The 12,925-nt window shown below is 69.7% G+C and carries 11 protein-coding genes; 5 read left to right on the forward strand and 6 right to left on the reverse strand.

Annotation, left to right across the window (positions count from 1 at the left end; all coding sequences use genetic code 11):
• Positions 1 to 36: 36 nt before the first annotated feature.
• From AAHF99_RS00765 to AAHF99_RS00775, 3 genes are all read right to left on the reverse strand, one after another.
• On the reverse strand, positions 37 to 435 hold the full coding sequence (locus AAHF99_RS00765; protein WP_342162238.1) for a hypothetical protein: 399 nt from the start codon (positions 433 to 435) through the stop codon (positions 37 to 39).
• Positions 436 to 511: 76 nt separating this feature from the next.
• Positions 512 to 2,869 carry a xanthine dehydrogenase family protein molybdopterin-binding subunit gene (locus tag AAHF99_RS00770; protein ID WP_342162239.1) on the reverse strand — a complete coding sequence of 786 codons (2,358 nt, stop codon included), beginning with the start codon at positions 2,867 to 2,869 and terminating at the stop codon, positions 512 to 514.
• A complete protein-coding gene (locus tag AAHF99_RS00775) occupies positions 2,866 to 3,342 on the reverse strand; it encodes a (2Fe-2S)-binding protein (RefSeq protein WP_342162240.1) in 477 nt (158 codons plus the stop codon). The genes AAHF99_RS00770 and AAHF99_RS00775 overlap by 4 nt, the downstream gene beginning before the upstream one ends.
• Positions 3,343 to 3,579: 237 nt before the next feature.
• Here AAHF99_RS00775 and AAHF99_RS00780 point away from each other — a divergent pair, with 237 nt between their 5' ends.
• A complete protein-coding gene (locus AAHF99_RS00780) occupies positions 3,580 to 3,825 on the forward strand; it encodes a type II toxin-antitoxin system Phd/YefM family antitoxin (RefSeq protein ID WP_342162241.1) in 246 nt (81 codons plus the stop codon).
• Positions 3,826 to 4,248, forward strand: coding sequence for a type II toxin-antitoxin system VapC family toxin (locus tag AAHF99_RS00785; RefSeq protein ID WP_342162242.1), 423 nt, complete (start codon positions 3,826 to 3,828; stop codon positions 4,246 to 4,248). It abuts the gene before it with no gap.
• Between the two features lie 16 nt (positions 4,249 to 4,264).
• Here the strand turns inward: AAHF99_RS00785 and AAHF99_RS00790 are convergent, their stop codons facing one another.
• From AAHF99_RS00790 to AAHF99_RS00800, 3 genes are all read right to left on the reverse strand, one after another.
• Positions 4,265 to 6,232 (reverse strand): potassium transporter Kup, encoded by a 1,968-nt coding sequence (locus AAHF99_RS00790; RefSeq protein ID WP_342162243.1) that lies wholly within the window; start codon positions 6,230 to 6,232, stop codon positions 4,265 to 4,267.
• Between the two features lie 231 nt (positions 6,233 to 6,463).
• Complete coding sequence (gene ispG / locus AAHF99_RS00795; protein WP_342162244.1) at positions 6,464 to 7,783, reverse strand: flavodoxin-dependent (E)-4-hydroxy-3-methylbut-2-enyl-diphosphate synthase; 1,320 nt, start codon at positions 7,781 to 7,783, stop codon at positions 6,464 to 6,466.
• A gap of 334 nt (positions 7,784 to 8,117) precedes the next feature.
• On the reverse strand, positions 8,118 to 9,038 hold the full coding sequence (locus AAHF99_RS00800) for a LysR family transcriptional regulator (RefSeq protein WP_342162245.1): 921 nt from the start codon (positions 9,036 to 9,038) through the stop codon (positions 8,118 to 8,120).
• 135 nt (positions 9,039 to 9,173) lie between these two features.
• Here AAHF99_RS00800 and AAHF99_RS00805 point away from each other — a divergent pair, with 135 nt between their 5' ends.
• From AAHF99_RS00805 to AAHF99_RS00815, 3 genes are read left to right on the forward strand one after another with little or no spacing between them, the layout of a single operon-like run.
• Entirely contained in the window at positions 9,174 to 10,670 is a 1,497-nt protein-coding gene (locus AAHF99_RS00805) for a CoA-acylating methylmalonate-semialdehyde dehydrogenase (RefSeq protein ID WP_342162246.1), read from the forward strand.
• Between the two features lie 60 nt (positions 10,671 to 10,730).
• Positions 10,731 to 11,873 carry an acyl-CoA dehydrogenase family protein gene (locus AAHF99_RS00810; protein WP_342162247.1) on the forward strand — a complete coding sequence of 381 codons (1,143 nt, stop codon included), beginning with the start codon at positions 10,731 to 10,733 and terminating at the stop codon, positions 11,871 to 11,873.
• Complete coding sequence (locus AAHF99_RS00815) at positions 11,873 to 12,913, forward strand: enoyl-CoA hydratase/isomerase family protein (protein ID WP_342162248.1); 1,041 nt, start codon at positions 11,873 to 11,875, stop codon at positions 12,911 to 12,913. Before AAHF99_RS00810 ends, AAHF99_RS00815 begins: the two co-directional genes overlap by 1 nt.
• Positions 12,914 to 12,925: the final 12 nt, after the last annotated feature.

Here is a 12,925-nt window from a genome sequence, read left to right on the forward strand (position 1 = left end):
GGGCGAGCCCTTTGGCGGGTGCAGGGCAGCGCCCTGCTACGGCGCCTTGCTGAGCTGCGACTTCACCCGCTCGATGGCGGCCTCGCAGGCCTTGGTATCGCCCTTGGCCTCGGCGGCGCGGGCCTCGTCCAGGGCGACCTTCGCCTGCTGGGCGGCGTCGGCCCCCTTGCCGGCCTCGGCGGACTTCTCCGGCGGAGCCTGCGGTGCCTCGTTCGCCCGTGCCCCCTCCGTGCCGGTGACGCCCTCGCCGCTCCGCTTGGCGGCGGTGCCCTGCCCGCTCGTGTTCGCGGAGATGGCGTCGCGCGTCTCGGCCGTCACCTTGCCCGACAGGGCATCGATCTGCTGGGCGCAGGGAGAGGCCTGAGCGGATGGAGCGACGGAAACGAGGCCACCGGCCGCGATGAGCACGGCAAGGGCGGAGGCGGAACGCAGCATTGTGAAATTGTCCTCGGTCGCTGATCCGGTGCGGAGAGCGCTGGCTTGCGCCCAACGCACCGGATCGCGGCCGGGTTCAGGCGCTGGCGGCCTGATCGCGGATCGGCAATTGCCGGACGCGGCGGCCGGTGGCGGCGAAGACCGCGTTGGCGATGGCCGGCGCCACGGGCGGGACGCCCGGCTCGCCGACGCCGCCGAGCGGCCCGTCGTACTTGCCCGTCGGCACGAGGTGGACGCGAACGACCTTCGGGGCGGCGTCGATCCGGATGATCTCGTAGCCGTCGAAGTTGTTCTGCTGGGCACGGCCCTGCTTGAAGGTGATCTCGGAGGTGAGGGCGAGCCCCATCCCCATGACCACCGCGCCCTCCATCTGCGAGCGGATGCGCTCCGGGTTCACCTGCGGGCCGCAATCGACGGCGATGTCGATGGCCTGCACCTTCACCTGGCCCTTCTCATCGACCTCCACCTCGGCCGCGACCGCCGTGTAGGTGACGAAGCTGTAGTGCCCGGCGATGCCCAAGCCCCGGCCCTTCGGCAGCTGGCGACCCCAGCCGGCGCCCTTGGCGGCGGCCTCAATCACCCCGCGCAGGCGGCCCGTGTCGATCGGATAGCGGGACGGGTCTTCGCCGTAGTTCCACACGTCGCCGATGGCAGTCGGGTCGATCTTCTTCGGCGGGCCGATGAGATCGAGCAGGTAGTCCTTCGGATCCCGACCTGCCTCATGCGCCAGCTCCGAGACGAAGGACTGGATCGCGAAGGCGTGGGGGATGTTCGAGACCGAGCGGAACCAGCCGATCCGCACATGGGCGGCGGCTTCCGGGTTCTCCATCCGCATGTTCGGGATCGCGAACGGGGTGTTGACGAGGCCCATGCCGAGCTCGAACGGCAGCTCGTGCTTCGGGTCCGGCGCGAAGATCGAGCCGATGGTCGGCGCGCAGGAGCGGTGCAGCCACGCCACCGGCATGCCCTTCTCGTCCAGCCCCGCCTCGATCCGCTCAGCCGAGATCGTGTGGTAGTAGCCGTGGTGGATGTCGTCGTCGCGGGTCCAGGCCAGCTTGACCGGGGCGCCGCCGACCTCGCGGCTGCAGAGCGCCGCCTCGACCACGTAATCGGGCTTGGACTTGCGCCCGAACCCGCCGCCGAGCAGCGTCACGTTCACCGTGACCTTGTCGTCGGGCAGGTTGAGGGCCTTCATCAGCCGGTCGTTGGCCGCCTGCGGACCCTGGGTCGAGGCCCAGGCCTCGCAGACGCCGTCCTTCACCCGCGCGATGGCGGCCGGGGGCTCCATCGGCGCCTGGACGAGGTGGGGCACGAAGTACTCGGCCACCACCTTCTTCTTGGCCTTGGCCATGGCGGCGTCGACGTCGCCCTGCGTGCGCACGACCTTGCCGGGCTTGCGCGCGGTCTCCTCCAGCTCCTTGCGGAACACGTCGGTGTCGTAGGTGGCGTTCGGGCCGTCGTCCCAGGTGATCTTCAGGGCCTCGCGGGCCTTGAGCGCCGCCCAGGTGTTCTTGGCCACCACCGCGACGCCGCCGAGCGGCATGAACTCGGAGGGGATCGGGGCGCCGTCGATCTTGAAGATCTTCACGACCCCGGCGACCTTCTTGGCGTCGGAATCGTCGAAGGACTTCACCGTGCCGCCATAGACCGGGGGACGGGCGATGGTGGCGTAGAGCATCCCGTCGAGCTTGGTGTCGGCGCCGTAGACGGCCTTGCCCGTAGTGATGTCGACGTTGTCGATCAGCCCGATCTTGCCGGTGCCGATGTAGCGGAAGTCCTTGGGGTCCTTCAGCGTGACGGTCGCCGGCACGGGCAGCTTGCCCGCCGCCTCGGCCACGTCGCCGTATCCCAGAGTCTTGCCGGACTTCGCATGGGTCAGCGTGTGGTTCTTGGCCGTGACCTCGGAGGCCGGCACGCCCCATTGCTTGGCGGCGGCCTCGACCAGCATCGCGCGCATCGCCGCGCCGGCGTGGCGGAAGTGCTGGAAGAAGTGGCGCAGCGAACGCGAGCCGTCCGTGTCCTGGTTGCCGAAGCGCTGCTCGTCACCCCAGGCCTGGACCACCTTCACCTTCGGCCAATCGGCTTCCAGCTCGTCCGCGACGGTGAGCGCGATGGAGGTGCGCACGCCCTGGCCCATCTCGGAGCGGTGGTTCGTCACCGTGACGGCGCCGTCGGGGGCGATCGCGATGAACACCTTCGGGTCGTCGCGCCAGCCATGCGGCATGCCGTCGGCGCCGTACTTGTGCTCTTTCTGCTCCTTGGTCTGGGTCTCGTCGGCCTGGGCCGGGGAGCGCAGCGACAGGGCGAGCACCAGCGCGCCCGCGCCGCCGAGGATACCCCGGCGGCTGACATTGGCGAGCGCCGGACGGGGCGCGGGCCGGGTCGCGGCTTCTTGGGAAGCCTGTTCGGCCATCAGCGTGAGTTCGTGGATCACAGGCGCTCTCCCTTCGGGGCGGCAGTCTGGCCGGCGGCCTGATGGATGGCGGCGCGGATGCGCGGATAGGTGCCGCAGCGGCAGAGGTTGCCGCTCATGGCGTCGTCGATCTGCGCGTCGGTGGGCTTGGGCGTGTCCTTCAGCAGGGACGCGGCCTGCATGATCTGACCGCCCTGGCAGTAGCCGCACTGGGCGACGTTCTGGTCGCGCCACGCGACCTGGACCGGGTGGTTGCCGTCCGGCGACAGGCCCTCGATCGTGACGACCTCCTTGCCCTCGGCCTCCGAGACCGGGGTGACGCAGGAGCGCACGGCGGTGCCGCCGAGATGGATGGTGCAGGCGCCGCAGAGCGCCGCGCCACAGCCGAACTTCGAGCCGGTGAGGCCGACCTCGTCGCGCAGATACCAGAGGAGCGGCATATCGGGGTCGCCGTCGAAGCTGCGCGCAGCCCCGTTCACGGTGAGCTTGATCATGAGAAGTCCTCGCGTGTCGACCGCACCCGGAGCGGTCCAAGGGAGGGCGGCCTGAGGCACGCCGTCCGAAAGGCGGAATGCGGCGAATGCATTCAATTGGAACGGGTGTAAGGAGGCGGCGGTTCACTCGCAATCCGAACCGACCGTGCATGTGCGCTGGCACACGTAAGCGGGGCGGGCGTTGACCTCGCGATGTGGCGCCTCCACAATCCCGCACGATCATCGCGAACCACGATCATGAGTACGGTCAGCCTCGCCGAGGCGGAAGCCCATTTAGAGACGTTGCTCGACCGCGTCGCGGCCGGCGACACCGTGACGATCACGCGCCACGGACGTGCGGTCGCCAAGCTGACGGCGGTTCGCGCCGAGCCGCGCAAGCCCGTCGATCTCGCTGTCCTTAGGGCGACGACGGCGGGAATGCCGGTGCAGGACGAAGGCGCGGCGGCGTTCGTGCGGGCCATGCGCGACGGCGCCCGCTACTGAATGCCCTACCTGGACACGTCGGTGCTGGTCGCTGCGCTCACGGCGGAGCCGGAGACCGCGCGAATGCAGGCCTGGATCACGGCCCAGAACCCCGATGAGCTGACCATCAGCCCCTGGGTCGTCACGGAGTTTTCCGCCGCGCTGTCCATCAAGGTCAGAATGGGCCAGCTCGGGCCCGGCCAGCATGAGACCGTGTTGGCGGTCTTTTCCCGCCTCGTCGCAGACTCGTTCGTGATGCTGCCCACCGCCGATCCCGTCTTCGATGAGGCGGCGCGGCTCGCGGACCGCTCGGAGACCGGCTTGCGGGCCGGCGACGCCCTGCATCTGGCCATTGCCGCCGGAGAAGGGCTCGTTCTGGCGACGCTCGATCGCAAGCTTGCCGAGGCCGGCCGGCGCCTCGGCATGTCCACCATGCTCGTCTGAGAGCGATCGCGGCGCCCTACACCGTCACCTGCGTCCCCACCTCGACCACCCGCCCCGTGGGGATCTGGAAGAAGTCCGTCGCGTCGTTGGCGTTCTTCGCGAGCGTGATGAAGATGCGGTCCTGCCAGAGGGGCATGCCCGAATGGGCCGCCGGGCGGATCGAGCGGCGGGACAGGAAGAACGACGTCGCCATGATGTCGAACTTGAAGCCCTGGCGGCGCAGCAGCGTCAGCGTCTTCGGGATGTTCGGCGTCTCCATGTAGCCGAACTTCATCACCACCCGGTAGAAATGCGGGCCCACGGGGTCGATGCGCACCTTGTCGGCTTCCTGCGAGCGCGGCGTGTCCACCGTCTCGACGGTGAGGACCACGTTCTTCTCGTGCAGCACCTTGTTGTGCTTCAGGTTGTGCAGGAGGGCCGCCGGGGCGATCTCGGGGTCGCTCGTCAGGAACACGGCGGTGCCGCGCACATGGTGCGGCGGGCTCTTCTCCAGCATCGCCACGAGCTCGGTGAGCGGCACGTCGGTCTTGCGGGTCTTGTTGAACAGGATCGTCACGCCCCGCACCCAGGTCCACATCAGGATGACGAGGGCCCCGGCGAGCAGCAGGGGCACGTAGCCGCCCTCGACCACCTTGATGAGGTTCGAGAGCAGGAACAGGAACTCCACTACGATGAAGGGCAGCATCGCCGCCGCCGCCGCGATGGGCGACCACCCCCACATCCGCCACATGACGAGGTAGGTCATGGAGGCGGTGAGGAGCATCGTGCCCGTGACGGCGATGCCGTAGGCCGAGGCCAGCGACGAGGAAGTCTTGAACAGGATCGCCAGCAGCACGACGCCGACCATCAGCAGCGTGTTGATCTGCGGCAGGTAGATCTGCCCCGCATGCGATTCGGAGGTGTGGCGGATCTCCAGGCGCGGCAGCAGGCCGAGCTGGATCGCTTGCCGCGAGAGCGAGAAGGCGCCGGTGATCACCGCCTGGCTCGCTACCACCGTGGCCAGGGTGGCGAGGATCACCATGGGGAGCAGGCCCCAGGCCGGCACCATCTGGAAGAACGGATCGGATGTGTCGGGCTTCTCCAGCACCAGGGCGGCCTGCCCGAGATAGTTGAGGGCAAGCGCCGGGAAGACGAGGCAGACCCAGGCCACCTGGATCGGCTTGCGCCCGAAATGGCCGAGATCGGCGAACAGCGCCTCCGCGCCGGTCACGGCGAGGAACACGGCGCCCAGCGCCACCAGCGCCCCGGAGCCGTGGCCGAGGAGATAGTTCACCGCGTGCCAGGGGTTGGCGGCCCGGAACACCTCCGGATGGACGAAGATGTGCGGCAGGGCCGCCGCCGCCATGGCAAGGAACCAGACGATGGTCATCGGGCCGAAGAAGGCCGCGACCTTGGCCGTGCCCCGGTTCTGGACGAGGAACAGGGCGACGATGATCGCCACCGTGATCGGCAGGACGTAATCGTCCAGCGTGGGCGTGACGAGCTTCAGCCCCTCCACCGCCGAGAGCACCGAGATGGCCGGAGTGATGACGGCATCGCCGTAGAACAGCGCCGCGCCCATCAGCCCGAGCATGAAGACGATCCGCGAGCCGCCGAGCGCCTTCCGGGCCAAGGCCATCAGCGAGAGGATGCCGCCCTCGCCGTTGTTGTCCATGCGCAGCAGGATCATGACGTATTTCACGGTCACGATCAGGAACAGCGCCCAGAGGATGAGCGAGACGGTGCCCAGCACCTCCTCCGGCAGCAGGATGTTGTCGGCGCGGGAGGGGGCGAGGGCCTCGCGGAAGGCGTAGAGCGGGCTCGTGCCGATGTCGCCGTAGACGACGCCGACCGAGCCGACGAACAGCGTCCAGAACCCGGCATGGCCGTGGCGGGTCTCGGCCCGTTCGGGCGCATCCAGGGCACCGGACGGCGCGGGGCCGTCCGTGTCCGTGGGCGCTGCGTCAGGCTGGGCGGAGGCGCCCGATACGACGGTCTGGCTCATGTGGGATGTCGGGTGTGTCCGCTCGGCCGGCGGCTCGCATCGCGGCTCTTCGCGGTCCGGATCATGGGGCCATCGGGGCGCGAAGCAACCGCCGGGCTGGCCGGCATTCGGGTTCGTGGCGCCTGACTATCACGCCCTCGGGCGGGCGGGAACCATGTACGGTTGCGATGGCGACGCAGCCGGGCGGGGTGCCCCTCTCCCCACGGGCGGGGAGAGGGCGGATCCGGCGGCTCACTCGGCGGCGTTGCGGTTACCCTGGCCGAAGCGGCGCTCGATGTAGTCGATGACGATGGTCTCGAAATCCTTGGCGAGCGTCGCGCCGCGCAGCGTCATCGCCTTCTTGCCGTCGATGAAGACCGGGGCGGTCGGGGTCTCGCCCGTGCCCGGCAGCGAGATGCCGATGTCGGCGTGCTTCGATTCGCCCGGCCCGTTCACGATGCAGCCCATCACGGCCACGTTCAGCCCCTCGACGCCCGGATAGGTCTTCTTCCACTCCGGCATGGAGGTGGTGATCCAGTTCTGGATGTCGCGGGCCAGCTCCTGGAACGTGGTCGAGGTGGTGCGCCCGCAGCCGGGGCAGGCCGCGACCAGGGGCACGAAGGTGCGGAAGCCCATGGTCTGCAGCAGTTCCTGCGCGACCTTCACCTCCACCGTGCGGTCGCCGCCGGGCTCCGGGGTCAGCGAGTAGCGGATCGTGTCGCCGATGCCCTCCTGCAGCAGGACGCCGATGGCGGCGGAGGCGGCGACGATGCCCTTCGAGCCCATGCCCGCCTCGGTGAGGCCGAGATGGATCGCGTAGTCCGAGCGGCGGGCGACCTCGCGGTAGACCGCGATCAGGTCCTGCACCGCCGAGACCTTGGCCGATAGGATGATCTTGTCTTTCGCCAGCCCGAGTTCCTCGGCGCGCTTGGCGGAGCCCAGCGCGGAGCGGACCATCGCCTCGCGCATGACGGCGCGGGCGTCGATCGGGCGCGGGGCCTTCGCGTTCTCGTCCATCAGGTGGGTGAGGAGTTCGCCGTCGAGCGAGCCCCAGTTGGCGCCGATGCGCACGGTCTTCCCGTACCGGATCGCCTGCTCGATGATGGTCGAGAACTGGGTGTCCTTCTTCTCCTTGAAGCCGACGTTGCCGGGGTTGATCCGGTACTTGGCCAGCGCCTCGGCGCAGGCCGGATGGTCGGACAGGAGCTTGTGGCCGATGTAGTGGAAGTCGCCGACGAGCGGGACATGGACGCCGATCCGGTCCAGGCGCTCGCGGATCTTCGGCACGGCGGCGGCGGCCTCGTCGCGGTCGACGGTGATGCGCACCAGCTCCGAGCCCGCGCGGGCGAGCTGCGAGACCTGCGCCACGGTGCCGTCGATGTCGGCCGTGTCGGTGTTGGTCATGGACTGCACGACGATCGGCGCGCCGCCGCCCACCGTGACGGCACCTTCGCCCTCGCCCACCGTGACACCGACCGTGCGGTGGCGCGGGGCGGGGCCGGCGATCTCCGGGCCGAGACCGGCGAGGGAGCCACCGGTGAAGAGGTTCTCGCTGTCGCTGCCGGCTTCCATGATGTTCGCTTTCCTGACTTCCACCGGGTCTTGCGCCCGCGATGCCGGGACCGCGCAGCGCGAAAACTGACCTGTGCAGCATCTTAGCTGCGAACGGCGCGACGCGGAATCAAGGCGGCCCGGTCCATGCCGGCTCCCGGTGCCTCATGTCCCATCCCCGTGGCGATGTCGAGGTTGGTGGGGCGATTTGCGGCATCTGTGACCTGGGGGCGACGCGTATCGCGCTGTCTCCGTCATTGCGAGCGACAGCGAAGCAATCCAGCCGGCACTGCCTTATCCGGACAGGGCGCGCCCTGGATTGCTTCGGCTCCGCCTCGCAATGACGGGGCGAGGGTCAGGAAGCGAGCGCGGTGCCCGCGAACAGCTCCCGCGCCGCCTCGACCTCGCTGGCGATGAAGGCCGCCACCGCCCGGATCGGCGCCGCCTGCCGGTGGTCCTCGTGAATGTGCATGTGGAAGGCGCGGGTCAGCGAGACCGCCTCCGGCAGCACCGCCCTCAGCCCCGGATGCGCGGCGGCGATGAAGGCCGGCAGGATGCACAGGCCCGCCCCGGCGAGCGTCGCGTGGACCTGGGCGAGGAGGTTCGTGGAGCGCAGCCGCGCCGACACCGAAGGCCCGAGGACGCCGAGATAGTTCAACTCGCGGGTGAACAGCATGTCCTCGATGTAGCCGACGAAGGGATGGCCTTCGAGGTCGGCGGCGGCGTGGATCGGCGGGTGTTGCGCCAGGTAGCTCTCGGCGCCGTAGACGAAGAGCCGGTAATCGATGAGGCGGCGCGCCACCAGCCGGGCCTGCTGCGGCGGCGACAGGCTCACCACGATGTCGGCTTCGCGCTTCGACAGGCTGAAGATCCGGGCGGTGGCCATGATCTCCACCTCCAGCCCCGGATGCCGGCCCGTCAGCCGGTGCATCCGCGGCGCCAGGAAGACGCTGCCGAACCCGTCCGGCGCGCCGATCCGCACCGTGCCGGAGACGGTGTGCGCGGCCTCCGCCGCCGCGCTGGCAGACAGGAAGGCGCTCTCCATGCCCTCGGCGGCGGCGAGCAGGTTCTCGCCCGCTTCGGTCAGTGCGTAGCCGAGGTTGCTGCGGTGGAACAGGCGCGCGTCGAGCACGCCCTCCAGGGCGCGGATGCGGCGGCCGACCGTGGTGTGCTCCGTGCCGGTCTGGAGTGCGGCGGCGCTGAGCGTGCCCGTCCGCGCGACGGCCAGGAAGAAGCGCAGATCGTCCCAGCTTCCCGCGATCTTCCGCGCGACCATGACCCGACCCGCCGCATGACAAACGCCGTGCATCGATGCACGACCGGTGCGAGCCGGTCCAGCTTTATCGCTCAGTCGAGGCTGCTACAGTTCCGGTAAAAGCCGGATTCGGCTCGAATCACAGGGAGATACGCCATGCGCACCATCGGGCATTTCATCGGCGGCCGGACCGTCGGCGGAGAGAGCGGCCGCACGGCGGACGTGTTCCACCCCTCGACCGGCGAGGTTCAGGCCAAGGTGGCGCTGGCCAGCAAGGCCGAGATGCGCGCGGCGGTGGAGAACGCCAAGGCGGCCCAGCCGGCCTGGGCGGCGACCAACCCGCAGAAGCGCGCCCGCGTGATGATGCGCTTCCTCGAACTCATGCGTGGCTACAACCAGGAGCTCGCCGAGCTGCTGGCCTCCGAGCACGGCAAGACGGTGCCCGACGCCAAGGGCGACATCCAGCGCGGCGTCGAGGTGGTGGAGTTCGCCTGCGGCATCCCGCACCTGCTGAAGGGCGAGTTCACCGAATCGGCCGGCACCGGCATCGATGTCTATTCGCTGCGCCAGCCGCTCGGCGTGGTCGCCGGCATCACGCCGTTCAACTTCCCCGCGATGATCCCCCTGTGGAAGTGTGCCCCGGCCATCGCCTGCGGCAACGCCTTCATCCTGAAGCCGTCCGAGCGCGACCCCGGCGTGCCGCTCCGCATCGCCGAGATCTTCCTGGAAGCCGGGCTCCCGCCGGGCATCCTGAACGTCGTGAACGGCGACAAGGAAGCCGTGGACGCCATCCTCGACGACGAGGACATCGCGGCGGTGGGCTTCGTCGGCTCCTCCTCCATCGCGGAATACATCTACGTCCGCGCCGCGCAGACGGGGAAGCGCGCCCAGTGCTTCGGCGGCGCCAAGAACCACATGATCGTCATGCCCGACGCCAACATGGACCAAGCGGTCGATGCTCTGATCGGGGCCGGCTACGGCTCGGCCGGCGAGCGCTGCATGGCGATCTCGGTGGCCGTGCCGGTGGGCGAGCAGACCGCCGACCGCCTGATGGAGCGGCTGATTCCCCGCGTCGAGGCGCTGAAGATCGGCCCGTCCCATGACGAGGCGGCGGATTACGGCCCCCTCGTCACCCGCGACGCGGTGGAGAAGGTGCGCGGCTACATCGAGACCGGGGTGCGCGAGGGCGCGCAGCTCGCCGTCGATGGGCGCGGCTTCAAGCTCCAGGGCTACGAGAACGGCTTCTACCTCGGCGGCTCGCTGTTCGACCGCGTGACCCCGGACATGACGATCTACAAGGAAGAGATCTTCGGGCCGGTGCTCTCGGTGGTGCGGGCCAAGAATTACGAGGAGGCGCTGGCGCTGCCCTCGACGCACCAATACGGCAACGGCGTCGCGATCTTCACCCAGGACGGCGATGCCGCCCGCGACTTCACCACCCGCGTGAACACCGGCATGGTCGGCGTGAACGTGCCGATCCCGGTTCCGATCGCCTACCACACCTTCGGCGGCTGGAAGCGCTCCGGCTTCGGCGACCTGAACCAGCACGGGCCGGACTCGATCCGCTTCTATACGAAGACCAAGACCGTGACGCAGCGCTGGCCCTCCGGCATCAAGAGCGGCGCGGAGTTCTCGATCCCGACCATGCGGTAAGAGCGCATGGCCCTCCCCCGCCACGCGGGGGAGGGGTATCGAGACCGGGGAGGATCACCCATGCAATTCGGCCTCGACGAGGACCAGACCGCGATCCGCGACATGGCCGCCGCCTTCGCGGCCGACCACATCGCCCCCCATGCCCTGGAGTGGGACGAGACCAAGACCTTCCCCGTCGCGACCCTGCGCGAGGCGGCCGGGCTCGGCATGGCGGGCATCTATGTCCGCGAGGAATCCGGCGGCACCGGGATGGGGCGGATCGAGGCGGCGCTGATCTTCGAGGCGCTGGCGATGGGTTGCCCGACGGTGGCGGCCTTCCTGTCGATCCACAACATGTGCGCCTGGATGGTCGACGCCTACGGCTCGGAGGAGCAGCGGGCGCGCTTCCTCCCCGGCCTCACCGCGATGGAATCAATCGCCAGCTACTGCCTCACCGAGCCGGGCTCCGGCTCCGACGCGGCGGCTTTGCGCACCCGCGCCGAGCGGGACGGCGACCATTACGTGCTCCACGGCGAGAAGCAGTTCATCTCGGGTGCCGGCGCCGCCGACCTTTACGTCTGCATGGTCCGCACCGGCGAGGCGGGACCGAAGGGCGTCTCGGCCGTGCTGGTCGAGGGCGACACGCCGGGCCTCTCCTTCGGCGCCAACGAGCGCAAGATGGGCTGGAACGCCCAGCCGACCCGCGCCGTGCGCTTCGACGGCTGCCGTGTGCCCGTCGCCAACCGCCTCGGCGCCGAGGGCGAGGGGTTCCGCATCGCCATGAGCGGTCTCGACGGGGGCCGCATCAACATCGCCGCCTGCTCGCTGGGCGGCGCGCAATCGGCGCTGGACAAGGCGCTGGCCTATATGGGCGACCGCCGGGCCTTCGGCGCGAAGCTCACCGATTTCCAGGCGCTGCAATTCCGGCTCGCCGACATGCAGACGGCGCTGACCGTCTCGCGAACCTTCCTGCACCACGCCGCGCGGGCGCTCGACGCGAAATCCCCCGAGGCAACGCAGCTCTGCGCCATGGCCAAGCGCCATGTCACGGACGCCGCCTTCGAGGTGGCGAACCAAGCCCTGCAACTGCACGGCGGCTATGGCTACCTCGCCGAATACGGGATCGAGAAGATCGTCCGCGACCTGCGGGTGCACCAGATCCTGGAAGGCACGAACGAGATCATGCGGGTGATCGTCGCCCGCACCCTGATCGGGGGCCGTTGATGGACGCGGTGATCGTCGAGACCGCAGGCAGCCTGGGGCGCATCCGCCTCAACCGGCCGAAGGCGCTGAACGCCCTGAACCATGAGATGGTCGGGCTGATCGACCGGGCGCTGGACCGGTTCGGGGCCGACAGGGCCGTGACGGCGGTGCTGCTGACCGGCGAGGGCGAGCGCGGCCTCTGCGCGGGGGGCGACCTACGCTCCCTCTACGAGAACGAGACAGCCGCCGCCGAGCCGTTCTGGCGGGACGAGTACCGCCTCGATTCGCGGATCAGCCGCTACGAGAAGCCGTTCGTCGCGGTGATGGACGGCATCACCATGGGCGGCGGCGTCGGGCTCTCGGGCCATGCCGCGCACCGGATCGTCACCGAGCGCTCCCGCATCGCCATGCCGGAGACGGGCATCGGCTACCTGCCCGATGTCGGCGGGACGTGGCTCCTGCCGCGCGCGCCGGGCGAACTCGGCACCTATCTCGGCCTGACCGGCGCGCAGATCGGCGCCCCGGACGCCATCCTCTGCGGCATGGCCGATGCGTTCGTCCCCTCCGCCGCGCTGCCGGAGCTGATCGCGGCGCTGGCCTCCGGCGAGGCGGTCGACGCGGCGCTCGCCCGCATCGCGAAAAACCCCGGCCCCGCGCCGCTCGCCGCCCACCGGGACGTGATCGACCGCTGCTTCGCCTTCGACATGGTGGACGAGATCCTTGCCGCCCTCGACGCGGACGGGTCGGATTTCGCGGCCGAGACGAAGGCGGTGCTCCTCACCAAGGCGCCGTCGAGCCTCGTGCTGACGCTGTGCCTGCTGCGGCTGGGCCGGGCGGCGCCCAACCTCGAAGCCTGCCTGGAGCGGGAGTTCCACGCCTCCCTGGCGGTTCTGGACGAGGGCGATTTCCGCGAGGGCATCCGCGCGGCGGTGATCGACAAGGACAAGTCGCCCCGCTGGAACCCGCCGCGCCTCGATGAGGTCGATCCCGCCCGGATCGCCCGATGGCTGGAAACGCGGGCCGCGCCGGTCTTCGCGAAGGACCGCACGGGGCCTGTTTAGGGCCAAGAATAA

This window comes from Methylobacterium litchii (assembly GCF_038442315.1).
GTDB lineage: Bacteria > Pseudomonadota > Alphaproteobacteria > Rhizobiales > Beijerinckiaceae > Methylobacterium > Methylobacterium litchii.

Coding starts and splice junctions, on each gene's coding strand:
- AAHF99_RS00775 (WP_342162240.1), bottom strand. CDS start 3,342: ATGATCAAGCTCACCGTGAACGGGGCTGCGCGCAGCTTCGACGGCGAC.
- AAHF99_RS00810 (WP_342162247.1), top strand. CDS start 10,731: ATGCAATTCGGCCTCGACGAGGACCAGACCGCGATCCGCGACATGGCC.
- AAHF99_RS00780 (WP_342162241.1), top strand. CDS start 3,580: ATGAGTACGGTCAGCCTCGCCGAGGCGGAAGCCCATTTAGAGACGTTG.
- AAHF99_RS00805 (WP_342162246.1), top strand. CDS start 9,174: ATGCGCACCATCGGGCATTTCATCGGCGGCCGGACCGTCGGCGGAGAG.
- ispG (WP_342162244.1), bottom strand. CDS start 7,783: ATGGAAGCCGGCAGCGACAGCGAGAACCTCTTCACCGGTGGCTCCCTC.
- AAHF99_RS00800 (WP_342162245.1), bottom strand. CDS start 9,038: ATGGTCGCGCGGAAGATCGCGGGAAGCTGGGACGATCTGCGCTTCTTC.
- AAHF99_RS00815 (WP_342162248.1), top strand. CDS start 11,873: ATGGACGCGGTGATCGTCGAGACCGCAGGCAGCCTGGGGCGCATCCGC.
- AAHF99_RS00765 (WP_342162238.1), bottom strand. CDS start 435: ATGCTGCGTTCCGCCTCCGCCCTTGCCGTGCTCATCGCGGCCGGTGGC.
- AAHF99_RS00790 (WP_342162243.1), bottom strand. CDS start 6,232: ATGAGCCAGACCGTCGTATCGGGCGCCTCCGCCCAGCCTGACGCAGCG.
- AAHF99_RS00785 (WP_342162242.1), top strand. CDS start 3,826: ATGCCCTACCTGGACACGTCGGTGCTGGTCGCTGCGCTCACGGCGGAG.